The sequence below is a fragment of the Ruegeria sp. C5 genome, from assembly GCF_056537605.1.
Genome location: NZ_JBQFRX010000002.1, coordinates 322573 through 345456, shown reverse-complemented (window position 1 = coordinate 345456; position 22884 = coordinate 322573). Strand labels below are relative to the sequence as shown.

Sequence of the window (22884 nt, the reverse complement as noted above, 5' to 3'; positions counted from 1 at the left end):
AAACAAATGAATGGGGCACAGTGTAGAGCAGCAAGGGCGCTGATCTCGATTTCTCAAGACGAATTATCGGAGCGTTCCCAAGTCTCTAAGAGAACAATTGCAAGTTTTGAGCTTGGCAATCACACCGTAGCGGATAGAACTGCGTCAGCGCTTCGTGCTGCCCTAGAAACAGCCGGGGTAGAATTCATTGCAGAAAACGGCGGTGGTGCCGGTGTAAGGCTCAGGAAATAGGCCCCATGGACTATAATAACGCGAATGACGGTATCCGGCTTTTTGCGAAAGCAACTATCACCGCCGTGATTGCTATCAACTCAGGCGCAATGATAGCGACGCTGACTCAGCTTTCTTCAATAATTGAATTGGTCGAACTGAAATCCCTAAAGTTTGCATTCCAATGTTGGGCGATCGGGGTCGCGGCTGGATGCGTTAGTTGGGTATGTGCTTATGCAGCAGCAAGTGCCTACGCGAACAGTTACGGACGATTGGAACGAGTTAGCGGCTCAATAGGCGCGCTACTCTCGTTGGGCTCAATCGTGCTTTTCCTAGTTGGAGCAATCAGCATTAGTCGCGGCATCACCCCACCACAAACGCCTCCTCCAAACTGGTTTCATTGGATTTGGGGAATTTAGCGTTCAGTTAGTGACCCTCGCGGTCCCTTTGTTCGGGATTGCAAACTTGCCAAGTCTGCCGCGCATTCCGGGGACAGCTAGTCACATTCATCCATTTGCGTTGTTCTGCTTTAATCAGGCTGTGTCCCGAATCCTACCCCTACCCATAGCTGAGATCCCCGAGGGGTTCGGGCTGCATGTGTGCTGTGAGGATAGGGTGTGTCACCGTGGCCGGGACTTCTGGCCGAGTGAGCTGCTGGAAAAGCTAGGGCAGGATTCGACGTTCCACGACATACTGAACCGTATGCGGTGTTCACACTGTGGCAGGCGTCCTGTGGGGATCAGGCAGTTCTATAGGTTGGGGGTGCCTTGAGGTATGGTGCAGTGTCTAGTTTTCCGCTCCCTCGCGGTCCTCTGCGTCACAGTCTTTGATCGCCTCGATCACAGTATCAGTTCCAATCAGCAAAACTGTCCGCGCATATTGATCGGTCAAATAGATACTAGTTGTTCCAGGGACGCCTTTTATCGCCTCAATTTTATCAACACGAACAAGAACATCGCTTCCATGTAGATCGATCGACTTCAACCAAAACACACCAGCTAGTAAGACGCACTCAATCATCGGCCACCACTCCTTATTGTTAGTTACCGTTGAATAAACCACACTTCACAGGGGCCATCCAACCTCGCCTACCCGCTCAAACCGGCGATCCTCGCATACGCGCCTGAGAGACCGCCGCCACAGATTTCCTGATGGTCTGAGGCTCATGCTCAACAAGCATACGTCTGATTGTCTCTGCCGTGCCCTCGACCGCTCCACGCGCGTCGATCGAAGTCGGCATGTTTATAACAACGCTTTTTGAGGTCGAGTTTCGCATGTTCGACATGATGTCTTTGGTTTGAGCCGTTGGGAAGACCTGCGACCCGCGCGGCAGATTGACCAATTCCGGTCCTTCTTCACCTACAACCGCCAACCCACCAGGGGCGTTGTTCGTACCTGAGGCAAAGCCGGGGATCAGGCCCGCAAGGAACCCACCGCCACCGGACAAGCCGCCCAACAGCGATTTAAATGCAGACTGAGCCAACAGAGCCGCCAGATCCTGCAACAGCGCTTGCGCTGCCTCCTGGGCGCTCCCTGCGCTAGTCACAAAGCTGGTGAAGGCATTCTCGAAGCTGCTTTCGAGCGACTGTGTTAACCCCTTCATACGGCCCGTACTGTCCTCAAGCGCCGCCAGCGCCCGGTCGCGAACCTCTGATGTGATCAGGTCCGGAAACTTGCGATGCAGTTCGTTGATCCGCTCGACTTCTTCGGCATAACGTTCTGCTTCAGTCCTAGTCGACTGGAAGAGTGCCTGAGCTTCCCTGAGCCCGTCTGTAGCGCGCGCTCCACCGGATCGACCGCGAGATCGGCGCGGTCTACTATCTGTCCGCGCAGGTGGCGGCAACAAGCTTAGGCCGCCGAATTGATCAGGCTCCAAGCCCGGTGCGCTGTTCATATTGCGCAGGACGCTATTGCCTGTCGTCATTGTCTGGGCAAACGCTGCGTATGCGGTTGCAGCCGAACTCGCCACGTCGACCAGTTTCTGGTCCAGATCCGCACCTTCCTGCACCGCTGACGCAATCGCTGCCGCAAGATCACGCGCAGCCTGTGCAGCCTGTTCGGGCGTCTCGGCAAGTCGCGTATCGCCAATGGCCTCAACAAGCCGATAAGCCTGCGCCGAGGTCAGGTCGAATTCATCTTGCAAAGCCTGCAAGCTTTCTGCCACCGCATCCTCTGCGGCCTTAATTTCAGATGGCAGCACCGAGAAAGAGCCTTCGGCTTGCCGATCGCTCAATTCCAGATATTTGCGGCGCGCTTCAGAGAAACGTTCCAGCTTATCCTCGATTGCTGCGAGCTCATCACCGGCCGCAATGATGGCCGCTTGCGTGGCGTTGAGCGCAGTCTGCTGATTGACAGCCACCAGTTCGATAAAGAGTTCCTTAACGACTTGCGCTTGTGCGCCGTATTTGTCTGTCAGATCCTCAACACTCGCCTCAGCAATGGCCGCAATCCGATCAATGTCTGACATCGCCTGCTTTAGATCGCTCATGGCATCAGACATGGTATCCGCGTCACCGGATGCCCCGAGGAAAGCAGCACCCAGAGGGATCGTCAAAGCGGCCACGGTGCCCAGTAGAGGGGCCAGAAGGCCCAGAGAGCCACCCAGCGCACCAAAGCCGCCAAACAACTGCGGAAGCTGTTGACCTAGCGCTCGGCTGGCAGAAGTCCCGCTTCCCATTTGGACCGCGATATCGCCGATTTGGTTGGCTGTGTTCTGAAGTACAAATCGACCGCGCCCTGATACATTTGACAATCGTTGCAGTCCGGTTGCCGCTTTGTTTGCATTCGCCGATATTCGATCGCCTGCCCGTTTCCAGTTTTGCTCGGACCCGACGGCAGCCTTTTCTGCGGCTTTCCTGCCTCGCTCCATTTGGCGTTCAAACTTCGCGAGAGAAGCCTCCATTCGAACGACAAGCTTATCTTCAACAGTTGCTGTCATGACAGTTCCTCAGATTTTTTTCTCTTGCCCAAACTTTTTTTGTCTGAACGTTGCTCAAGCGACTGGAGCCGCCGATCCCGAAGCCAAAGGCCGTGAAGATCAAGGCCCCGGTGGGGGGGCCGAAGCCGCGACATTGGATAGCCACGCTTCGGCTGCGGGTGTTTGCAGAACACTCCACCGCCCGCTGGGAGCGGGTGCGCCAGTTCGAACAAACGCACCCTGCGCAGCATTAGCTTGACGCCATCTTCAGGAAGCGAAGGGCGTTCTCGTCATAGACGCAGCCGCCAATCCGCTGCCGGATGTAAAGCTTATGGAAGCCTGGCTCAGTGACATTCCGGTCATAGTTGGTGACCGTGAAGCCGCCGATGGTGCACAAAACGTAGGCCGCATCGAAGTCGCCAAACGCGATTGGATGCGCATCAGCGCCAATGTCAGGCATGGCCTCGCAGATGGTGACCGGATACCCGGACAACGTGCTGGGCTGGCCTGCCATGAGGCTATCTTGCCAAAGGTAAGCGCCATTACCGTCCTTCAGTTTACGCGCAAGCGCCGTGGTTGCCGAGTTCATGAGCCAGTGACCGTTTGCGCGGTAACGCGCCTTCAGGTCATAGACCAAGTCGAGCAGCTCATCGCCGGTGAAAGCCGAAGCAGATGCGGCCTCCAGGTACTTGAAGGCGTCGGCAGTGCGTGAACCATCGGCACCGGCTTCTGGTGCCGTGTTCAGCAGGCCAGTCGGCTTGTTCGTGCCGTTGCCGGAGACGATCGAGTTCATTTCAGCTTCACCGATAACGGACCCTGCTTCCCGGATGAACCAATCGCCGATGTCGTAAAGCGCATCGTTTGCCAATTCTTCGGACATTTTCACATAGCTGTAATTCGTGCCGAATGTTGGCCGCTTGCCGTCGAGCGTGGGTTCTGTGGTTTCTGATCGCGTATCCGTCTCGCCAACCCAGCCACTTGTCGCGTCATTGTTCGAAAGCGGGATAACAACGTCACCAGTGTTTACCGGCACAACCCGGATAAGACTGCGCAATGGGTTAACGTCACGTGCCCGCGAGAGAAGAGGACCGGCGATAGTTTCAGGAACGATGTAGCCACCCGCTCCATCAGTCAGGCTGTTTGCAGATCTGGTTTCAGCCTGATCAAGCTGGTTCTGAGCACGACGAGAGTCCGGCGTCCGCAGCCACGACTTAAAGGCGGAAGTGTGGTCATCAGGGCCACTATCGGCACCGCTGACGCGCGCGTTTATCCCTCTGGGGTAGTTGCGCCGAATACTCGCGTTCTCTTCGGCTTCACGTTGTTCTGCTTCTATTTCAGTCTGAAGCTGATCGTGCTCCATCATCAGCGCATCAAAACGACCTTGGATTTTGGTTGCTTCTTTCTCGGTGGTCTGGTCCGTAATCAGCGCATTGAGGCTACGTGCCTCCGCCGAGATTTCGCGCTGACGGGCACGCTTTTCGAGTACATTCATTTTTAAGTCTCCATCAAAGGGCCAACCGCGTCTCACGACGGGGCGGTATTTCATTTACTTGGGAAACGGTCACACGGAAGCGATCCCCAAGCTCGGGGTCTGCCTCTCTGTGCCATGTTGGCCAGGTTCTCACCGATTTTGCGGCGAACAAGCTGCGGTCTCTCAGCAGCCATAGGCTATGGACATATTGCGTCAAAAACCACTTTGAATCAAGCCCTTCCGGTTGGCTGGTGCCGTTTTTGTTCTTCCACAACCAGGTGCGAAACGAACTTTTCTAACTCCGCCTGCCCGTGCACTTTCGAAAAGAGGTGCACACTGGCGCGAAGCATGGTGAAGGCGAACAGGTTAATGTCGCCACCGAAGTCGTGCATCGTCTTGATGGCCTGTTCCAAGACGACCATCGATCGGTCATTCTCAATTAAAAACTGCTGCTCTCGGTCGTTGCTCATTTTCAGGTCCTCAGTTTAGGAATTCATCTGCCGGGTCATCCGAAACACCTTCTGGTGCCACCGTCTTGCCGCGAGTGGTCGGGGTTGCGCCCAAAGAAGTCAGGCAAAGCCTCAGTTGAGCCAACGCGTTGATCCCCATTTCAGGATCGGCTCTGAGACGCGCTGTCAGCCGACATGTGAGCTCGAGCATCAATCGGTCTGACTTTGCCAGCCATGGCAGGTCTGATGCGAATTCTCGCCAAGCTTGCTGTTCATCTTCATTCAACCGAGCAGGCGGCAAGCCGACGGGTGCAAGCTTGTACACCGTCTCGCCCGAATATCGCTGCGGGTTCTTTTTTTTGGCCCCAGTGATGTCGGCGATTTCGTTTGGTGTTTTCTGTCTGGGCATTACTGACCCCCATTGTAGGTTTTGTGGATGTGAAAATTCAGGGTCACCCGCCGGTACCGAGTTTCTATATCTCTGAAAACCGGATTACCCCCGGACACCGCCCCGGGACACGGGACATCCCTTATAGGGGGATGTCCCTGTCCGTCCCGCCCGGGACAGTCCGGCAATGTCCCGGGCATGTCCCAATTTGTCCCGCTACTTTTCATTGCTCGAAACCTTCCAAACGTTGTTGTCGAACTGCTTGATCAAACCCTTGTCGATCAGCGTGGTTTTGGCTCTGTTAAACGCCTTTCGTGCCGTTTCAGGATTGTCGCTATCGGTCAGCCCATGGCGGCTGCACATCGCCTTCCACTCATCGATGCCGACCACTGGGCAGGTTGGGTAGTTTGGGCCGGCAATGGTTCTGCCATGCTCGATCAAAGCTTCGGATAGCGCCTGCAGCGCGACAGCGGGCTTGCCGGACACACGACGTTTTTGCCTGGTCTCAACTTCTTCGCTCATTCGAGGGACCAGTGTCGTGCCGTTGGAAGGCGTTGTTACCTCTTCCAGCCGGAAACCCCATTCACCTTCGCTGTCAGCGTCCTTATGTCGATCGACACGCAGAACGCATGTCTTGCTGTCTTTGTCGCCTTCTGCTTTCAAACGGGTGTCGAAGCTGCCCCAGAAATGCGTGTGCATTCTGGCGCGGGTGTCGTCTGCCCAGCCGGTGTGAGCAATCGCCAGGACGGCACAGCCGGTTTCGCCCATGAGACGATTGACGTTCTTCACCCACGCTCTGGCGGTTTCGTCCGTGGTTTCTGGGCCCATCATGGAAGAGCCGAAGATGTCGATCACGATCAGTGCGACGGAATTGGAAGCGTCGGTTTCGTCGGTGACACGCCCGCCAGCAGCTATCGTGCAATGGGCTTTCCAATTCGCGCAGGACTGCAGAACGTCATCAATCGCCCGTTCATCGTCCAAGGCGATCTCATCTTTGTGCATTTGGATGTTGCGGCGTAGCGGCTCTGCGATTTCGTGCGCCTGCATCCAGCCTGGTATGCGCTGCTTGCCAACGCCGCGTGATCCCTCTGTGGCGACGTAGAGAACAGGTGCCGGATAGCAGACAGCGTGGCCGTGCCAGTCCTTTCCCGTGGCGATCGAACACGCCAGATCAATGCCGAGAAACGATTTGAACGCGTTGGACTTACCGAATAGCAGAGCGGATGTTGCGTCGTGAAGAACCCCATCGACCAGCCAGAGCGGATCTGGCATGGCCAGCATGTCGTCATAGGACAGGAAGTTTAGCTTTGGCTTATCCAGATACTCTGCTTCCGTCAGGTAGTAGCCAATCTTATCAGGATGAATATTTGCCTGTGTGCCGTCGTCGTATTGAATTTTGGCGAACTGAAAGCCGCTCATTTCGGACTCAGGGCAATCAACCAAATTGTCAGTACGTTCGCACCACTTGCCAGGCCGCAGTCCTGCAATCACCCGACAGTTTTTGCCGTTGTTGCGATCGATGTAGTCTTCGTTCGGGTGGCAGCCAAAAGTATCCTCATCAGTGGTGAACCAGATGGTTTTATCATCTCCTGAAGTATCGGCTGGCGGTGCCTCTTCAAGAAAGTCCCTCATCACGACGCCACCCCCCAATGTCTTGTGATAATTGGGCCGGGAATGTTATGGTCGTGGTGAAGTTGGCTTACTTCGTTTCCCTTCCAAACGCCCTTGTCCGCTGCAACGGACGGGGCGTTTTCTATTGGGGGATCGCTGATCAGGTGTTTCGCAGATTCACGACCTGTTCGCGCATTGTCCTGCGAAATGAAATCGCCAAGACTTTGAATCTGCTTTATGTTCGTTAAATTTAGGTTCTGGCGCCGCAAGGCGTGGGGGTTCAAGTCCCTCCACCCGCACCAATACGACTTCTTACCATCAATGTGATTGATCGCTGGCGAACTTACGCAGTTCAAACGCCGTAGCGGGCCATAAACATGTCGACGGCCTGTAATGCAATCTCGTCTATCTCGTTCTGGTCAAATCGATTTTGGATACCGAACGCCGCGCGGCCCCATAGTCGGACTTTGCACAGTTCAGAAAACTGCTCGGCCGCGATGTTGACGTCTTCAACCGCCAACTCACCTTTACCAACCGCCTTGGTCAGATATTCGGCCATCTGGCGTTGGCCGTTCTTCGGCCCTGCTTCATAAAACGCTTTACCAAGCTCGGGGAATCGGTCGCGCTCGGCCACACATATGCGAAAGACTTGCTGCGCGAAGTCCGAGACGAGAAAAGCCGTAAGTTGAGTGGCTGCTATCGTCAGCACCTCGCGGGCTGGCTTGGTCTCATCGATCATCGAAAGGATGCGTTCAGACATCAGGCGACATTCGGTCTGGGCAACCTCGGTGAACAACAGTCGCTTGTCGGGGAAATAGCTGTATAGCGTTGCCTTCGAAACACCCGCCGCACGCGCGATGTCATCGACGCTTGCGCCTTCAAACCCATCCGCCATGAAAACCTCTCGGGCCCCACGTAACACCTGGTCGAATTTACGGCCTGTACGCAGGATGGTGGCGGCTTGGGTCATGATGTCTCCGAATTGCGATATCCTGCAACACTATAAACCGTTCGGTTCAGTTTCAACGCTTTTCACTCCGATAGCGGTTTTGGCACAACGTTACGGCTTCAATCGTACCGCCGACCGTGCGTCAACCTTGCGAGCCTGACCAGCCATGTTAACACGTTGCCATGGTCGAGATATTTCTGCGCACTCTCCCCTTTTTCGCAATCATCGGCCTGGGGTTCTGGGCCGGACGCAGCCGGTTTTTCCCTCCCGAGGCGACAGCATATCTAACCAAGTTCGTGTTTTTCTTTGCTTTGTCGGCTATGCTATTCCGGTTTGCCGCCACCCTGCCTTTTGCCGAAATTTTCAACGGTCGGCTGGTTCTCGGGTATCTGATCGGCACTGCTGGCGTCTATGCGCTGGCGACGGCTATCGCTTATCTCCGAGGGCTGGACATCCCCACCGCCGCGGTCGAGGCGCAATGTGCTGCTATTGGCAATGTTGGGTTTCTGGGCCTGCCCATGCTTGCGCTTTTATTCTCCGAAGCTGCCATAGGTCCAGTGATGTTGGTGCTGACAGTTGATCTGGTTGTGTTTTCCTCATTGATCGTGATTCTGATCAACGGTGGCCGCGATGGTCGGCTCAGCCTGGGGACGATGCGCCTGATCGGGATTGGCCTGCTGAGAAACCCCATGATCTTGTCAATCTCCGCCGGATTGCTCTGGTCTGCGTTAGAGGTGCCTGTACCAGCCCCGCTTAATGATTTTCTGACAATTCTGGGCGGTGCGGCTACGCCGGGGGCGCTGTTTGCCATCGGGGCGTCGCTGGCAGACAAATCGGCCGAGCGCATCCAGATCGCGGGCTGGTTGAGTTTTTGCAAACTGGTGCTGCATCCGTTTTTCGTGGCACTTATGGTGATTTGGCTGATCCCGGTTGCCTCATTCCCTGCGATGGTCGCAATCGCGGCGGCGTCTTTACCAGTTGCAGGCAATGTTTACATGCTGGCCGCGCACTACGGTGTGGCCCCGCAACGGGCATCTGCTGCCATCCTGTTATCTACCATCGCCAGCATTCTGACCGTCCCGCTGGCGATAGGATGGGTCAGCGGATTCTGATCTTCACCTTTTCGAAAAATGAGCTTTCCAGAGGTGGCTGCACTTTACGCCGACGCTGCAGACCGGTAGCCATGGCCCGGAAACAACGTAAGGATCAGCTTGATGGAAACCCTTTCGGAAAATGCCTGTTTTGGTGGTGTGCAGGGCGTTTATCGCCATGCTTCCTCGGCCTGCAAATGTGATATGACATTTGGCCTGTTTCTTCCAGCCGAAGCCAAGGACGGCCCCGTTCCTGTTCTGTGGTACCTGTCGGGCCTGACCTGCACCCATGAAAATGCCATGACGAAGGCGGGTGCCCAGGGCTGGGCGGCCGAACAAGGCATTGCTCTGGTATTCCCCGATACCTCGCCACGCGGCGAAGGTGTGGCGGATCACGAGGACTATGACCTTGGCCAAGGTGCAGGGTTCTATGTCAATGCCACGCAAGGCCCTTGGACGCCTCACTTCAACATGTGGGATTATGTTGCCGAAGAGTTGCCGGCCCTTCTGGCCAAGAACTTTGCGATTGATCCTGATCGTCAGGCCATCACAGGACATTCGATGGGTGGGCATGGCGCATTGACGCTGGCGATGAACCTGCCCGGGCGTTACCGCTCTGTTTCGGCCTTCTCGCCGATCTCGAACCCCATGGGGGCGGATTGGGGCCGCAAGCAACTCAGCGCGTATCTGGGCGATGATGAGACCGCATGGGCCAAGCATGACGCGTCGGCGATGATGAAAAGCACAGGCTTTGACGGACCGATCCTGATCGACACCGGTGCAAACGATCAGTTTATGGATCTGTTGCGCCCGGAGGCACTGGCGCAGGCAATTGCCGAGCGTCGCCAGCAGGCCACTTACCGACTGCAGCCCGGCTATGACCATTCCTACTATTTCGTGTCCACCTTTATGGAGGATCACATCACCTTCCACGCCGAAGCGCTGTATGGGGACTGAGGCATGAGCAAATATGACTATGACCTGATCATCATCGGCTCGGGCCCTTCAGGCCGGGCAGCGGCGATTCAGGCAGGCAAATTGCAACGCCGGGTGCTGGTGATTGACCGCAAAGACCGTTTTGGTGGCGTTTCGGTACATACCGGCACGATCCCATCGAAAACCTTGCGAGAGACGGTGCTGAACCTGTCAGGCTGGCGCGAGCGCAGTTTTTACGGGCGTTCTTACCGGGTCAAGGATCAGATCAGCGCAGAGGATCTGAAAGCACGGCTGCACATGACACTCGATCACGAGGTCGATGTGCTGGAGCATCAGTTCAACCGCAACCATGTTGAAACGCTGAACGGGTTGGCGACGTTCACGGGGCCACACGAGATCGAGGTGGCTACGGATGCAGGCGAATCCACGCGTCTGACAGCAGCCAAATTCCTGATCGCCACCGGCACCAAGACCTACCGGCCAGATTACGTGCCTTTCAATGGCAAAACTGTCGTCGATGGGGATGATTTCCTTGAGATGGAGGAAATCCCGCGTTCGCTCTGCGTGATCGGTGCGGGCGTGATCGGCGTTGAATATGCAACCATGTTCTCGGCGCTTGATGTCCGGGTGACGTTGATCGAACCGCGCGAGACGTTTCTGGATTTCATCGACAAGACACTGATCCACGATTTCACACATCAGATCCGTGAAAATGGCGTCGATCTGCGGTTGGGTGCAGCCGTCGAGAAAATAGAAGACGCCAGTAGCCATGTTGAGATCACGCTGGACAATGGGCGGCACGTCCGGGCCGAGATGCTGCTGTTTGCAGCCGGGCGGATGGGGGCAACCTCGGCGCTGAACCTGGATACGGTTGGCATTGAAACGGATCATCGCGATCGTATCAGTGTGGACCGCAAGACCTATCAGACCTCGGCGCCGCATATCTATGCCACCGGAGACGTCATCGGGCATCCGTCGTTGGCCTCAACTTCGTTGCAACAAGGGCGGGTCGCGGCCTGTCATGCGCTGGAGACTCCAACCCTGCCGGAAAGCCCCTGGTATCCGTATGGGATCTACTCGGTCCCCGAAATCTCAACCTGCGGGATGTCCGAGGAAGAACTGCAGGAGCGTGGTATTCCCTACGAAGTGGGCGTGGCCCGTTTCCGCGAAACCTCACGCGGGCACATCATGGGGTTGGAGCATGGCATGCTGAAAATGCTATTTTCGCTCAAGACCCGGCGGGTTCTAGGTGTGCAAATCGTTGGCGAAGGGGCAACCGAGCTGATCCATATTGCGCAGGCGGTGCTGAACCTGAAAGGCACGGTGGACTACTTCGTGCAGAACACGTTCAACTATCCGACCCTTGCCGAAGCTTACAAAATCGCGGGGCTGGATGCCTTTAACCGGATGCCCATTCCGGACGAATTCAAGGTGCGCAAATCGACGCCAAAGGCGAAGTCAGCCCCAAAGGTCAAAGAGGCGTGACGACGCTTTACATCGACGGGGATGCCTGCCCGGTCAAGGCCGAGGCTGAACGGGTGGCAACCCGGCACAAGGTGCCGATGGTTCTGGTCTCAAACGGAGGGCTACGCCCCTCCGCCAACCCGTTGGTGCAGGTAGTGATCGTCGCCTCGGGAGCAGATGAGGCGGATAAGTGGATTGCCGAACGCTGCGGCACCGGCGATATTGTCGTTACCTCTGATATACCGCTGGCCGCCAAGTGTATTGAAGCCGAAGCACGCGTGCTTCGGCCCAGTGGTGAGGCTTTCACCGCGGCCAATATCGGCCAGCAATTGGCAATGCGCGATCTGATGGCGGACCTTCGCGCGGCGAACCCGCTGGGGACAGGTGGCGGGGGAAAACCATTTAGCAAAGCCGACCGGTCGCGTTTTCTAGATGCGCTTGAGCGCGAGATACGCGCTGCCCTTCGCAGGTAGTGCTCCCGCCGGTCAGAGACGCATCAAAGATGCGTATCCTCCCGTTGGGCTGGGCAGCGCGGGCCGCGCGGCGGTTGGCGCTTGCATCTCTGACTTGCGCTTGGTTCAGTCGGTGGTGATTGAACTGGTATGGGATTAAGTCATGGCCGTTGAAGCCGTCATATTTGACATCGGAAATGTGCTGATCGAGTGGCAGCCCGAGCGCTATTATGATCGAATAATCGGCGAGGATCGTCGTCGCGCCATGTTTGACGAGGTCGATCTGCATGGGATGAATGATCTGGTAGATCAGGGCCATCATTTCACGGATACGATTTACAATTGGGCGGACAAGTACCCGGAATGGCGCGATGAAATCCGAATGTGGCATGACAACTGGATCGAACTGGCCGCGCCCGAGATCCCACATTCAGCGCGACTGCTGCGCGCGTTGCGGACCAAGAAGATCCCGGTCTTTGCCCTGACGAATTTTGGGGTTCAGAATTTTGACTATGCCACTACCGTTTATCCGTTTCTGAATGAGTTTGATCGTCAATACGTCTCGGGTCGGATGAAGACGGTCAAACCTCATATGCCAATTTACGAAATGGTTGAGGCCGATTGCGGCATCCCTCCCTCGGCGCTTTTGTTTGCAGATGACAGGATCGAGAATATCGAAACAGCAAGGGCGCGCGGATGGCAAACGCATCACTTCATCGATCCGCAGGGTTGGGCGGATCGATTGGTTTCTGAGGGGCTGCTGACCGCTGAAGAGGCCGCATAGCTCAGGCTGTCACGCCGGTTGGTGAGCGATTTTCGCGGATGGGCAGGTGAATGATGGCGCTGAACGCTCCGATAGCGACGCCGATCCACCAAACCATGGTGTAATCACCGAATTGGTCGTACATGCGCCCGCCTAACCAGATGCCCAGAAAACTGCCGATCTGATGGCTCAGGAATACGATCCCGTAGAGCGTGCCCATGTACCGCAGGCCGTAGAGATGTGCGACAAGGCCAGATGTTAGCGGTACGGTCGCCAACCAGAGCGACCCCATCACAAGCGAGAATGCGATCACGGACAAGGGCGTGATTGGGAACACGATGAAGGCACCTGCGGCAAGCGTTCGGCCGGTGTAAACCGCCGCGAGCAGGTACTTCTTCGGAAAGTGATTTCCAGCCCATCCGGCCAAAAGGGTTCCGCCGATATTGGCCAACCCAATCAACGAAATCGCAATCGCCCCCAAGGCTGAAGTTGTGGTGATCCCCATCGAATGTAAGAGGCCTCCAGGTTGGATCGGGCCGCACATCTCGGTGACGAAGGCGGGGAAATGGGCTGTGACAAAGCCCAGTTGATAGCCACAACTGAAAAAGCCGATCGCAATCAGCGAATAAGACGGGTCGCGGAATGCCTTGGACAGGATCTGCCCCATACTCTCCTCTAGCTCCGTCCTGCTGATGGGCTGAGGCGCGCGCATGAATGGCAATGTCAGGATCAATGCAAGGATAGCCACCGCAAAGATCAGAAACACTTGCTGCCAGGGTAAGAAAGTCAGCAACCACTCTGCTGTGGGTGCGCCAATGACTTGCCCGAAACTGCCCGCTGCGGTGACAATCGCCAATGACATCGAGCGGTTCGCATCCGATGAGGCACGACCTACGACCGCAAGGACCACGCCAAACCCCGTCCCAGCGATCCCGAAACCCACGAGCCAGGCATACATCTGATGTTCAAACGGGGTAACGGACCATGCCGTCAGGACCATTCCCGCCGTATAGGTCAGAGCGCCCAGAACGATGGCGCGCCGATCACCTATCTTTTCCGCTATGGCACCAAAGATCGGCTGGCCGATCCCCCAAGCCAGGTTTTGTATGGCGATCGCCATCGAAAAATCGCTGCGTAGCCAGCCGAACTCATCCGCAATCGGTATCTGGAACACACCAAAAGAGGCGCGTACAGCAAAACTGACTGTAATTACGATGCAGCCGACGATCAGGATCGGGTTCAGCAAACGGGTGGATTGCGACATTAAGGCTCCGAAGATTGGTTCCAGCAGACGTTAGCGGTACAACTCGGCGCGTCAATTCAGGAGTTTTGTGACGCCAGTTCAGCAAAATTGATGTGTCTGGAAAAAAGGTTTCTTTTCAACCCACGAAGCGATCGGTATGGCTCAACTCATGACGGATCTAATTTCACACTATGAAGATCTTATTGCTGATAGGACACTGACCCGGGACGACGCGCAAGAGGCTGTGCTGCCCCGGTTTGAGCGCATTCGAGCAGCCTTGGCCGAACCGGTTAAGCGTGGATTTTTCCGCAAAGCGCCGCCGCCACCCAAGGGTTTGTATCTTTGGGGAGGTGTTGGGCGCGGCAAGTCGATGTTGATGGACATGTTTGTCGAGACATTGGGTGAAATCCCAGTTCGACGGGTGCATTTTCATGCGTTCATGCAGGAAATCCATTCCGGTCTGCACAAGGCGCGTGAAGACGGCGTTGAGGACGCTCTGGTCCCTGTGGCCGATGCAGTCATCAAATCGGCGCGGGTGCTGGCCTTTGATGAGATGCAGATCGTCGATATCACCGACGCGATGATCGTGGGGCGGTTATTTGATCTGCTCTACAAGGGTGGTGTCGTTATCGTTACGACTTCGAACAGACATCCGGATGATCTATATAAGGATGGGTTGAACCGGCAGCTTTTTCTGCCTTTCATTCAGCATATCAAAGAGCAACTGGAAGTGTGGGAGTTGGTTTCACCCACGGATTACCGGCAGAACCGACTTGAAGGCTCGCCGGTTTACTTCACCCCCATCGGGCCCGAAGCGCGGGAAAAGATTCGTGAGGTGTGGAATGATCTGTCGGGTGGACCGGCAGAAGAGCTGGCCCTTCAGGTGAAGGGTCGCGAAGTTGTCCTGCCCGCCTTTCGCAACGGCGTTGCACGGGCCTCGTTTTATGACCTCTGCGGACGAATGTTGGGTCCGGGAGACTACCTGGCCATCGCAGAAGCGCTGAAGGTACTGGTTCTTGAAGACATCCCGCGTTTGTCACGCAATAATTTCAATGAGGCCAAGCGCTTCGTCACCCTGATCGATGCGCTTTATGAGGCGAAAGTTCGGCTGATTTGTTCCGCCGCCGCAGAGCCTGAGATGCTCTATGTCGAAGGGGAAGGAACTTTTGAGTTTGAGCGTACGGCCTCGCGCCTGCGGGAGATGCAAGACAAGGATTGGGGCAGATAGGGGGCGCTGCCCTGGCGCAGGATCTTTTCATCTGGCGGAGGATCAGGCGTTTTCTCTAAGGATGTTTCCCGCAAGATAAAGCGACCCGCAGATCAGAATGCGTGCATCAGGGGTTTGAGCGGTGATTGCGGCGAGCGCGTCTGTGACGCTGTCTGCTGTTGTGGCGGCCAGATTCACCTTAGCAGCAGCGGCGGCGGTTTCGGCCGCGCTCAGTGTATTCTGCTCACCCGGGATCGATACGGCCGTCAGGCTGTCTGCCCTTTGGGCCAATGGCGCGAGATAACCGGTGACATCTTTGGTATTCAGCATACCACAAATCAAATGCGTGGGACGTTCTGGTAGTGACGCTAAAACCTCGGCCAAAGCAGTGCCTGCAGCCGCGTTGTGACCGCCATCCAACCACAACTCAGCTTGAGGGGCCTGCTCGACCAGAGGACCGGTTTTTAGCCGCTGCATGCGCGCGGGCCATTCGGCCTTGGCCACAGCGGCCTCATAGGCATCATCGCCCATTTGCAGGTGGCGCAACGCAGCCAAAGCCGCGCCTGCATTTTTGATCTGATGAGCACCCAGTAGGTTTGGCATAGGCAGATCGCGCAAACCGGTTTCGTCCTGATAAATAAGGCGACCGTTCTCAGTATGAACATGCCAGTGCTGCCCGTGGACCATTAGCGGAGCGCCCAGACGGGCTGCGGTATATTCGATGACTTCCAGCGCCTCATCCTGCTGCGGGCCGACGATGCAGGGAACGCCCGGCTTGATGACTCCGGCTTTTTCAGCGGCGATCTTGCCCAAAGTGTCGCCCAGGAACTGCTCATGGTCGATCGAAACGGGGGTGATGACCGTCAACTCGGGCCGTTCGATCACGTTGGTGGCGTCCAGCCGCCCGCCCAGCCCGACTTCGAGCAGCGTATAGTCAGCTTTGGTGCGGGAAAATGCCAGCAGCGCGGCGCAGGTGGTGATTTCAAAATAGGTGATGTTCTCACCGCCATTGGCGGCGTAACACTCATCCAGCACGGCGGTAAGGTCGGGTTCGGAAATCAGCTCACCTGCCAGTCGGATTCGCTCGTGAAACCGGGCCAGATGAGGTGAGGTATAGGCATGGACCGCATGCCCTGCCCCTTCAAGCCCCGCCCGGATCATGGCCTGGGTCGAGCCCTTGCCATTGGTTCCAGCGATATGAATGACCGGAGGCAGCTTAACCTGAGGATTGTCTAGTGCCGCCAGCAAACGCCATACCCTGTCCAAGGTCAGGTCGATGATCTTGGGGTGCAGCGCCATCATCCGGTCTAGGATGGCATCCGAAGATGGGGAGGTCATTTTTCGACCGCGTCCTCGGTGGGTGCCTCGGTTGGGGCTTCTTCCGGCTCGGGCGCAGGAAGGTCGCCTTTGACCGCAGGGGGCTGCTTCATCAGCATTCGGGTGATGGTGATCAGCTCATCCCGCATCTCGGTGCGTTTGGTCACTCGGTCGAGCATCCCGTGATCCAGCAGATATTCAGCGCGCTGGAATCCTTCGGGCAGTTTCTCACGAATGGTCTGTTCGATCACACGGGGTCCGGCGAAACAGATCAGGGCATTGGGTTCCGAAATATGAACGTCACCCAGCATCGCGTACGAGGCTGTAACGCCACCTGTAGTCGGGTGGGTCAGGACAACAATATAGGGCAGGTTTGCTTCTTTGAGCATCTCCACTGCGACCGTCGTACGCGGCATTTGCATCAGGCTCAGAATGCCTTCCTGCATCCGCGCGCCGCCGGCTGCCGAAAACAGGATCAGGGGCCGCTGTAGCCTAACAGCCTCCTGTGCTGCAGCAATGATGGCATTGCCTACATACATGCCCATCGATCCGCCCATGAACGAAAAATCCTGCGCGGCAGCCACGATCGGGGTACGGCCGATTTCGCCAACGGCGACCAGCATCGCTTCTTTCTCGCCGGTCTTTTTCTGGGCCGCCTTCATACGGTCAGGGTATTTTTTCTGATCCCGAAACTGCAGGGGATCGTCTTTCGGTGCCGGGACATCAACCTCGGAAAAAATACCGCCATCAAACAGATGTTGGAACCGATCGCGCGGCGTGATTGCCATGTGATGGTCGCACTGGGTGCAGACATTCTGGTTTTCCGCCAATTCGCGGTGGAACAGCATGGTTCCACACTCATCACACTTGTGCCAAAGGTTTTCGGGCACTTCGCGGCGCGAGAAGATCGAATTGATCCGGGGGCGGACGTAGTTTGTGATCCAGTTCATGTCGGAACCTTGATAATTCGGCGTTGAAGTCAAATAAGACGCAATGCCGGGAAATGCAATCAGCGCCTAAGGACCAATCTTGCGGTGAGCCACCCCACGATCATCAGCGCAAAGTCGACTAGCAACCAAGGTCGCAACGCTTCGGCGTCCGATGCCTCATAAGGAAGATGGAACAAGGCCAGGCCACCAAGGTTGTCGGGAAGCGAAATGACAAGCAGAGCCGCGATGTTATTGAAAAAATGCAGCGCAATGGCGGGGCCCAGCGTGCCCGCTCGCGCGGTCAGATCGGCGGTCAAAAGCCCAAATGTCAGCGCCCAGATGGCAATCAAGACCGCATTGTCTCCGACCGTCGCGGGGCTGTAGTGGCCAGCTGCGAACAAGATTGATGGCAGACCCATCCAGATCAGCGGAGACCGAAACCGCGCGGCCAGGCCCTGTTGCATATAGCCTCGGAACAGGATTTCCTCGGCGCTGGTCTGAATCAGCACCGCAACAGCGGATAAGGGAAGCAGCATAAGCCATTTGGTTAACGCGAGATTCGCCACCAATGGTGCACCAAGGTCATAGGGGGGGAGTATGAATATGACTGCACCCAGCAGAAGCAATGCGCGAACAACGCGCCAAAACTGCCAGATTGCGATGGATTGTTCGCCCAGGACCGAGGCAAGTGACCGGTGCTGAAATAATCGTGCCCCCAACGCCACGCCAATAGTGACAAAAATAAAGCTGGAGAGCACAATAAGGAGCGCTGTTGGCGACGATCCATTCAAGAATGTGACCGCCGACCCTGATGAGCCAAGACTGGCAACGATTGCGAACAAGATTGAATTGAGCGTGACCACAACCACTGAGACTAGCGCAAGACCAGCCAACAAGCGCCATATCTCGGGATATCTGCGGGCGGCACCTAGCAATTGCTGATGACTTGAATAGGCACCCTGCCTTTCGTTAGTGCTCATCGGATTGCTCAGCATTTACAGAAGGCAGGTCATCCCCAATTGGAGTGTTGGGGTCACGCAACCGCTCGGACACCGTGGACAAATATCCGGCCACGGTTTCAAGCAACCTCATCGCAACGCCCGCGTCACTTTCAATCACAGCACGCAATTCCTCCGCGCCGATCCGCAGGAACGAGCAATCCGTGAGGGCCACCAAATCCAATTGTCGCGGCTCATTGGTGATAATCGCAAGATCGCCGATAAGGCGCCCGGGTTCTACTATCGAGAGCGAACGCATTTCACCGTGTTCATTCAGCCAATTCAGGCTCGCCGAACCTGAAATACACAAATATGCCGCGTCGGGAGCCTGGCCGCGTGCGAAAATGGTTTGACCTGCCGCGACCTCGTACCATTGGGCCGAAAACGCCAGAAGACGCTGGTTGCGCCCATCGACTCGTGAAAACAACTCGGTAGAAGAAATGATCTTGAGTTTCCGGCTCAGGTCGTCCGTCCCGGTGTCTTCGGCATCGGTGGACACGCGTGAGACACCATCGATCCGACCGTCCTTTATTTCAACAAACAAATCATAGGCTTCCGGATGGGCAAAATGATCCTCCATAAAAATCATGATCGAGTCGGGTAATAACTCGCGCAGCTTCAGACGGGTCCGCAGGCGGCTTTCAGAGTCGTGGCTGGCCAGTGCCTTGTCGAGTATCAGGATATCGGGGCGTTTGATCCCAGCACGAGAAAAGGCAGCACGCTCCTGAAACACTGTCGGAAGGTTATTCCCACCTAACCCGGACGGCAGGTCGTAGATGATCGCGGCGGCCCTTCGGCGCAGCCCGGCCTCGTTCAGAACCTCCGCGACCAGATCTTCGATCTCTTCTGCATGGGCACCAGCCATGATGGATACCCGACCATACAGAGCGTTTTCCATTGCTGTCAGGCGGGGAACGTAGACGTCCGGTGACACCGGCACGAACATCGCACCCATAGCGCCCCGCAGCCGTTCGGCCTGACTGTGACGAATGGAAAGGATTTTGTCCTTGTACTCCTCAGGGAAACTCGGGCCGATTTGTTCAGCGGTCAGCATGAATGGGACGGTCAACAGCAGCGCACGTTCCTGATCGCCGATGGCTTCTTCGCCCTTGGTTTTGCGGCGCTCTTCGATATCGAGCAGACGGTGGTACATGTCTTTTGACATGCCAAGCCGCAAGAACAACGGGTGATCGGCCCCATCTCGCCCGAAAGTCTGGTTTAGGGTTTCCAGAACGGCCTGAGCGATGCTGAGCGCGTCATCATCAAGGCCATTGCCCGTAAGCAACGACAGAAACCGGTGGTCCCCCGCCAGAATGTCCGGTGCGATATCATGCGTCGGTGAAGCGAACAGCAGGTTCCCGCCCAAGGGCACGGCGGGATTGAACTGGTCAGGATCGAACCGATAGACATACTTGTCCAAACCGCGCTCTTGCAGGCGTGTAGCAACGGTATCTCGCAGATCGACTATTTCTTTCGCCAGCACCGGGTGTACTTCCGGGTCGAACTGAGAGCGCAAAGTGCGCCGGAACATAAATTCATCAATGCCCATCGCTTCGACAAGCTGGAACCACCAATCACGAATATCCTCGATGTCATCAAGACCCGCGAGGCTTGGATCGATCCATTCATCGGACAATGAATCGGGTGGGTTCCCGGCGCGCACGGCTTCGATCTGGCGGCGTGAGGGGGCCTGCAATGCACCACTTTCGTGTTGAGGATGCGTGCGCAGCGGCATTAGCAGGTTATCACCCAATGTTCCGTCGAACAGGTAAGGGCGTGAATAGGCATAGCCGATCCGCGCCGCAATCACCGCCTGATGCAGGCTGTTGAGGTTGTGGCCAGCCATCAGAACCTCGCCTTGAACCGGCAGCACTTCGCGCGTCAGCAACTGCGCAAGCGCACTGCGTTCCGAAGCGTGTTTCGACTGAATCGCAACCCGAGCGCCTTGGGGAATGGTAAGATCAATATCCTCAAGTATGGTCTTGCCGTCATCATCACGAACGGTCACGTTGCGCAGCTCGATATCGCCGGTCAGGTGCGGGATTGCCTCGGGGACGCCCTCAAACAACTGTTCGGGTATCATATTCGATGGGGCAAACCGTTCGGTCACAATTTCCCAGCGCAGTGACATGTCCTGTACCTGGTTGTAGTAGGTCAGAAGATCCTTCCAAGGGCCGCTGAGGTCTTTATATGCACCCAACGCGGCGACCAATGCGCCCACTGTCACCTCGCCCGTGATCGCCAGATAGCCGCCTACTGAATAGAATAGGAAGGGTGTCATCTGAGTGATCAGATTGTTGAGGAACTTCATGAAGAACTTCTTGTTGTAGATCTTAAAGCGGATCTCGAACAAGGTTCCTAGCCGATGGCTGAATTGCGCCAGACGATAGCGCCAGCCGCCATTGGTGCGCAGATCGCTGATACCAGCAGCGCTTTCGCCAATCTCAGAGCTCAGCCGCCGGACCTCCTGAATGCGATCCTTGTTCAGAAGGTTGATCTGACGCTGCAACTTGGGAATCAGCCAAGCCTGCAAAGGGATCAATGCAATACTGGCCAGACCAAACCACACGCTTTGCATGAAAAGAAACGTGACGATCGTCATCATCTGGCCGAACTGAAAAACGGGCTGCGCGATGGCATCTCCCATCAACCCGCCCATGGGTTCGGCCTCGGACGTGATCATCGATACCAGTTCACCCTGGCTGGTGGTGGCGAAATAGGATTTGGGAAAGCGCATCGAGCGGCTGATCAAGGTAAAGCGAAGGCGACGCAACATCCGTTCAGAGAGAATGCCTTTCATGGTATTGATGCGCATTTTCATCACGCCACTGGCGATGACAGTTGCCAAAAAGGCAAAGCACAGAATCAGCAGGTACTGCACCTGTGTCACGGTGATACCGAGTACTGTCACGGTGTCTGCGGGCGCACCAATCGCGTCGTTGATGATCTGCTTAGGAAGCTCCAACGAAGCGTAAAGGAACGGAAATGACAGAACGGTCAGCAATAGTAGGACCAATTGCTGTTTTTTCGAATGCTTCCATATGAATGAAAATAGGGTGGGTTCCATTCCCCTGCCTCATGATGAGCCTGTATGATCCGGGACAAATGCCGATTGCCCGAGCGCCGACGGTAAGCCTCGGCCCGAGCTATTGCAAGAATGGCGGCTCTTTGCGACGCAGAAACCAGCTGGATAGGAGATCACATTTAGGATTCGGGAAGATTTATCCGCTAATCAAGTAAGACTGGTTTGTCCCCTGCCCCGACTTTGACTAAAGAGGGGCTGTCTTGAAAGATGGGGCGATGGGCAGATTACTGGATCGATATGTTCAACTAAAGGCTCTCGGGCGCTGGCAGCGTGCCGCGCAGCAGTCTGACCACCTCGCACTGCCTGAGCTTCGCCGGCAACGTGATGACGCCCGGCGGTTGCGCGGCAAACTTGAACAAGCAATTCAAAAAGCTGATGCTCGCCTGATCCAACCCTTGATTGGGGCGACGCAGTTTCCAAAACCCCTGGGAACGGATTGGTCGTGGCGACCGGACCTGTGGCGGACGCCACTGATCCGCAAAGGTATAGCCTCGGCCCCGCGCAAAGCGCGGATGGATGGGCAGGTCATCCTGTTTCACGATTGCAGCCAGGTCGAGATCGGGCTGCAGCAAATCCGAAATCGGCGAGACAAGGATTTGGCGCCTTTCAGTCTGGCCGTTGAGGTATTTGATTTTCAGGGATCTTTCCTGTCGCTTTCCATTGATCTGCCCACGGATGCCGCCATAAATCTGTCCCGCCAGCATCTGATGAGGGTCGACACTCTGGTTGAGTGCGAGCGTTCTACCGTTGTCTTCGCCCGCCTGAACATTCAGCATGGCCCAAATACCGAGCAGGTTCTGCGCGAACTTGATCTTTCAACACCTGCGGCGACTGTAGATTTTGATCTGGCCCATCTGAACGTGAATGAGCGTCGAATTGAGAAACTCTGGCTGGATCTGATCATTGATCAACCCGCGATGAACCGTGTGGTGTTTCGTGACCTGACATTCTGCCGTTACCACCGGGCCGATCTGTAAAGGGTACTCAATGTCTCATACCACCCTGACACCAATCCGCTTCGAAAACGGCCTGTGGGAAGGCCATTTGACCAGCGAAAGCCCCCCTCAGATCAAGGTGCTGTTTCTTGGTGAGACTTTGACTGATGTGGAGTTGGAACCAGCAAAAGATGGCTGGGCCTTGCGCATCCCAGTGCCGCCCGCCGCCCTGTCGGAAGGTGTCCATACTGTCGTGATTCACGATGGAACAACAGGCCATAAGCTGGGGGATTTCACCATCATCGCCGGTTCACCCGCCGCAGATGATCTGAGGGCCGAAGTCGCTTTGTTGCGCGCCGAGTTGGACATGTTAAAGCGCGCGTTCCGCCGCTCTCAGGCATCTCAAAGCGAAACCTGACCACAGTACCGATAGGATTGTCCCTATCTTTTCAGGTCCATACGTGCATCA

At 56.1% G+C, this 22884-nt stretch carries 21 protein-coding genes; 10 read left to right on the top strand and 11 right to left on the bottom strand.

The window, feature by feature from the left end; genetic code table 11:
- Nucleotides 1-6: 6 nt before the first annotated feature.
- Entirely contained in the window at nucleotides 7-231 is a 225-nt protein-coding gene (locus tag ACR0AW_RS09555) for a helix-turn-helix domain-containing protein (RefSeq protein WP_480438971.1), read from the top strand.
- 5 nt (nucleotides 232-236) lie between these two features.
- Nucleotides 237-629: a hypothetical protein gene (locus ACR0AW_RS09550; RefSeq protein WP_480438969.1), complete on the top strand. Its 393-nt coding sequence runs from the start codon at nucleotides 237-239 to the stop codon at nucleotides 627-629.
- A 677-nt stretch (nucleotides 630-1306) separates the two neighbouring features.
- Here the strand turns inward: ACR0AW_RS09550 and ACR0AW_RS09545 are convergent.
- From ACR0AW_RS09545 to ACR0AW_RS09520, 6 genes are all read right to left on the bottom strand, one after another.
- Complete coding sequence (locus ACR0AW_RS09545; RefSeq protein WP_480438967.1) at nucleotides 1307-3148, bottom strand: hypothetical protein; 1842 nt, start codon at nucleotides 3146-3148, stop codon at nucleotides 1307-1309.
- A gap of 229 nt (nucleotides 3149-3377) precedes the next feature.
- Complete coding sequence (locus ACR0AW_RS09540) at nucleotides 3378-4619, bottom strand: phage major capsid protein (RefSeq protein WP_480438965.1); 1242 nt, start codon at nucleotides 4617-4619, stop codon at nucleotides 3378-3380.
- A 209-nt stretch (nucleotides 4620-4828) separates the two neighbouring features.
- Complete coding sequence (locus ACR0AW_RS09535) at nucleotides 4829-5068, bottom strand: hypothetical protein (RefSeq protein ID WP_480438963.1); 240 nt, start codon at nucleotides 5066-5068, stop codon at nucleotides 4829-4831.
- 10 nt (nucleotides 5069-5078) lie between these two features.
- On the bottom strand, nucleotides 5079-5456 hold the full coding sequence (locus tag ACR0AW_RS09530; protein ID WP_480438961.1) for a hypothetical protein: 378 nt from the start codon (nucleotides 5454-5456) through the stop codon (nucleotides 5079-5081).
- A gap of 195 nt (nucleotides 5457-5651) precedes the next feature.
- A complete protein-coding gene (locus ACR0AW_RS09525; RefSeq protein ID WP_480776498.1) occupies nucleotides 5652-7067 on the bottom strand; it encodes an AAA family ATPase in 1416 nt (471 codons plus the stop codon).
- A 331-nt stretch (nucleotides 7068-7398) separates the two neighbouring features.
- Complete coding sequence (locus ACR0AW_RS09520; protein ID WP_170732693.1) at nucleotides 7399-8016, bottom strand: TetR/AcrR family transcriptional regulator; 618 nt, start codon at nucleotides 8014-8016, stop codon at nucleotides 7399-7401.
- 161 nt (nucleotides 8017-8177) lie between these two features.
- On the opposite strand from ACR0AW_RS09520, the gene ACR0AW_RS09515 reads away from it, so the two are divergent.
- The 5 genes from ACR0AW_RS09515 (at nucleotide 8178) to ACR0AW_RS09495 (ending at nucleotide 12722) form a co-directional block, all read left to right on the top strand.
- On the top strand, nucleotides 8178-9107 hold the full coding sequence (locus ACR0AW_RS09515) for an AEC family transporter (RefSeq protein WP_170732692.1): 930 nt from the start codon (nucleotides 8178-8180) through the stop codon (nucleotides 9105-9107).
- Nucleotides 9108-9209: 102 nt separating this feature from the next.
- The gene (fghA, locus tag ACR0AW_RS09510) at nucleotides 9210-10043 is read left to right on the top strand and encodes an S-formylglutathione hydrolase (RefSeq protein WP_170422726.1); all 834 of its coding nucleotides are present in this window, start codon (nucleotides 9210-9212) and stop codon (nucleotides 10041-10043) included.
- Nucleotides 10044-10046: 3 nt separating this feature from the next.
- The gene (gene sthA, locus ACR0AW_RS09505) at nucleotides 10047-11507 is read left to right on the top strand and encodes a Si-specific NAD(P)(+) transhydrogenase (protein WP_170407278.1); all 1461 of its coding nucleotides are present in this window, start codon (nucleotides 10047-10049) and stop codon (nucleotides 11505-11507) included.
- Nucleotides 11504-11959 (top strand): YaiI/YqxD family protein, encoded by a 456-nt coding sequence (locus ACR0AW_RS09500; RefSeq protein ID WP_170511868.1) that lies wholly within the window; start codon nucleotides 11504-11506, stop codon nucleotides 11957-11959. Before sthA ends, ACR0AW_RS09500 begins: the two co-directional genes overlap by 4 nt.
- Nucleotides 11960-12101: 142 nt before the next feature.
- Entirely contained in the window at nucleotides 12102-12722 is a 621-nt protein-coding gene (locus tag ACR0AW_RS09495; RefSeq protein WP_170596569.1) for an HAD family hydrolase, read from the top strand.
- Nucleotide 12723: 1 nt separating this feature from the next.
- Here the strand turns inward: ACR0AW_RS09495 and ACR0AW_RS09490 are convergent, their stop codons facing one another.
- Nucleotides 12724-13965 carry an MFS transporter gene (locus ACR0AW_RS09490; RefSeq protein ID WP_170732691.1) on the bottom strand — a complete coding sequence of 414 codons (1242 nt, stop codon included), beginning with the start codon at nucleotides 13963-13965 and terminating at the stop codon, nucleotides 12724-12726.
- 148 nt (nucleotides 13966-14113) lie between these two features.
- On the opposite strand from ACR0AW_RS09490, the gene zapE reads away from it, so the two are divergent.
- A complete protein-coding gene (gene zapE / locus ACR0AW_RS09485; protein WP_170732690.1) occupies nucleotides 14114-15172 on the top strand; it encodes a cell division protein ZapE in 1059 nt (352 codons plus the stop codon).
- 42 nt (nucleotides 15173-15214) lie between these two features.
- On the opposite strand, the gene ACR0AW_RS09480 is transcribed toward zapE, so the two are convergent.
- The 4 genes from ACR0AW_RS09480 to ACR0AW_RS09465 are packed head-to-tail and all read right to left on the bottom strand — an operon-like array spanning nucleotide 15215 to nucleotide 21462.
- Complete coding sequence (locus ACR0AW_RS09480; protein WP_170732689.1) at nucleotides 15215-16489, bottom strand: bifunctional folylpolyglutamate synthase/dihydrofolate synthase; 1275 nt, start codon at nucleotides 16487-16489, stop codon at nucleotides 15215-15217.
- Nucleotides 16486-17418 (bottom strand): acetyl-CoA carboxylase, carboxyltransferase subunit beta, encoded by a 933-nt coding sequence (gene accD / locus ACR0AW_RS09475; RefSeq protein ID WP_170393952.1) that lies wholly within the window; start codon nucleotides 17416-17418, stop codon nucleotides 16486-16488. The genes ACR0AW_RS09480 and accD overlap by 4 nt, the downstream gene beginning before the upstream one ends.
- A 59-nt stretch (nucleotides 17419-17477) precedes the next feature.
- On the bottom strand, nucleotides 17478-18377 hold the full coding sequence (locus ACR0AW_RS09470; RefSeq protein ID WP_170732688.1) for a type II CAAX endopeptidase family protein: 900 nt from the start codon (nucleotides 18375-18377) through the stop codon (nucleotides 17478-17480).
- Complete coding sequence (locus ACR0AW_RS09465) at nucleotides 18367-21462, bottom strand: ABC transporter transmembrane domain-containing protein (protein WP_170732687.1); 3096 nt, start codon at nucleotides 21460-21462, stop codon at nucleotides 18367-18369. The genes ACR0AW_RS09470 and ACR0AW_RS09465 overlap by 11 nt, the downstream gene beginning before the upstream one ends.
- A gap of 233 nt (nucleotides 21463-21695) precedes the next feature.
- Between ACR0AW_RS09465 and ACR0AW_RS09460 the strand changes: the two genes are divergently transcribed.
- Together ACR0AW_RS09460 and ACR0AW_RS09455 are read left to right on the top strand one after the other, a co-directional pair.
- The gene (locus tag ACR0AW_RS09460; RefSeq protein ID WP_170511855.1) at nucleotides 21696-22457 is read left to right on the top strand and encodes a DUF6478 family protein; all 762 of its coding nucleotides are present in this window, start codon (nucleotides 21696-21698) and stop codon (nucleotides 22455-22457) included.
- A 10-nt stretch (nucleotides 22458-22467) separates the two neighbouring features.
- The gene (locus ACR0AW_RS09455; protein ID WP_170732686.1) at nucleotides 22468-22833 is read left to right on the top strand and encodes a hypothetical protein; all 366 of its coding nucleotides are present in this window, start codon (nucleotides 22468-22470) and stop codon (nucleotides 22831-22833) included.
- Nucleotides 22834-22884: the final 51 nt, after the last annotated feature.

Bases quoted from the DNA above. Each gene is read 5' to 3' on its own strand.
- ACR0AW_RS09555 (WP_480438971.1), top strand. From the start codon at position 7: ATGAATGGGGCACAGTGTAGAGCAGCAAGGGCGCTGATCTCGATTTCT.
- ACR0AW_RS09550 (WP_480438969.1), top strand. From the start codon at position 237: ATGGACTATAATAACGCGAATGACGGTATCCGGCTTTTTGCGAAAGCA.
- ACR0AW_RS09545 (WP_480438967.1), bottom strand. From the start codon at position 3,148: ATGACAGCAACTGTTGAAGATAAGCTTGTCGTTCGAATGGAGGCTTCT.
- ACR0AW_RS09540 (WP_480438965.1), bottom strand. From the start codon at position 4,619: ATGAATGTACTCGAAAAGCGTGCCCGTCAGCGCGAAATCTCGGCGGAG.
- ACR0AW_RS09535 (WP_480438963.1), bottom strand. From the start codon at position 5,068: ATGAGCAACGACCGAGAGCAGCAGTTTTTAATTGAGAATGACCGATCG.
- ACR0AW_RS09530 (WP_480438961.1), bottom strand. From the start codon at position 5,456: ATGCCCAGACAGAAAACACCAAACGAAATCGCCGACATCACTGGGGCC.
- ACR0AW_RS09525 (WP_480776498.1), bottom strand. From the start codon at position 7,067: ATGAGGGACTTTCTTGAAGAGGCACCGCCAGCCGATACTTCAGGAGAT.
- ACR0AW_RS09520 (WP_170732693.1), bottom strand. From the start codon at position 8,016: ATGACCCAAGCCGCCACCATCCTGCGTACAGGCCGTAAATTCGACCAG.
- ACR0AW_RS09515 (WP_170732692.1), top strand. From the start codon at position 8,178: ATGGTCGAGATATTTCTGCGCACTCTCCCCTTTTTCGCAATCATCGGC.
- fghA (WP_170422726.1), top strand. From the start codon at position 9,210: ATGGAAACCCTTTCGGAAAATGCCTGTTTTGGTGGTGTGCAGGGCGTT.
- sthA (WP_170407278.1), top strand. From the start codon at position 10,047: ATGAGCAAATATGACTATGACCTGATCATCATCGGCTCGGGCCCTTCA.
- ACR0AW_RS09495 (WP_170596569.1), top strand. From the start codon at position 12,102: ATGGCCGTTGAAGCCGTCATATTTGACATCGGAAATGTGCTGATCGAG.
- ACR0AW_RS09490 (WP_170732691.1), bottom strand. From the start codon at position 13,965: ATGTCGCAATCCACCCGTTTGCTGAACCCGATCCTGATCGTCGGCTGC.
- zapE (WP_170732690.1), top strand. From the start codon at position 14,114: ATGACGGATCTAATTTCACACTATGAAGATCTTATTGCTGATAGGACA.
- ACR0AW_RS09480 (WP_170732689.1), bottom strand. From the start codon at position 16,489: ATGACCTCCCCATCTTCGGATGCCATCCTAGACCGGATGATGGCGCTG.
- accD (WP_170393952.1), bottom strand. From the start codon at position 17,418: ATGAACTGGATCACAAACTACGTCCGCCCCCGGATCAATTCGATCTTC.
- ACR0AW_RS09470 (WP_170732688.1), bottom strand. From the start codon at position 18,377: ATGAGCACTAACGAAAGGCAGGGTGCCTATTCAAGTCATCAGCAATTG.
- ACR0AW_RS09465 (WP_170732687.1), bottom strand. From the start codon at position 21,462: ATGGAACCCACCCTATTTTCATTCATATGGAAGCATTCGAAAAAACAG.
- ACR0AW_RS09460 (WP_170511855.1), top strand. From the start codon at position 21,696: ATGGGCAGATTACTGGATCGATATGTTCAACTAAAGGCTCTCGGGCGC.
- ACR0AW_RS09455 (WP_170732686.1), top strand. From the start codon at position 22,468: ATGTCTCATACCACCCTGACACCAATCCGCTTCGAAAACGGCCTGTGG.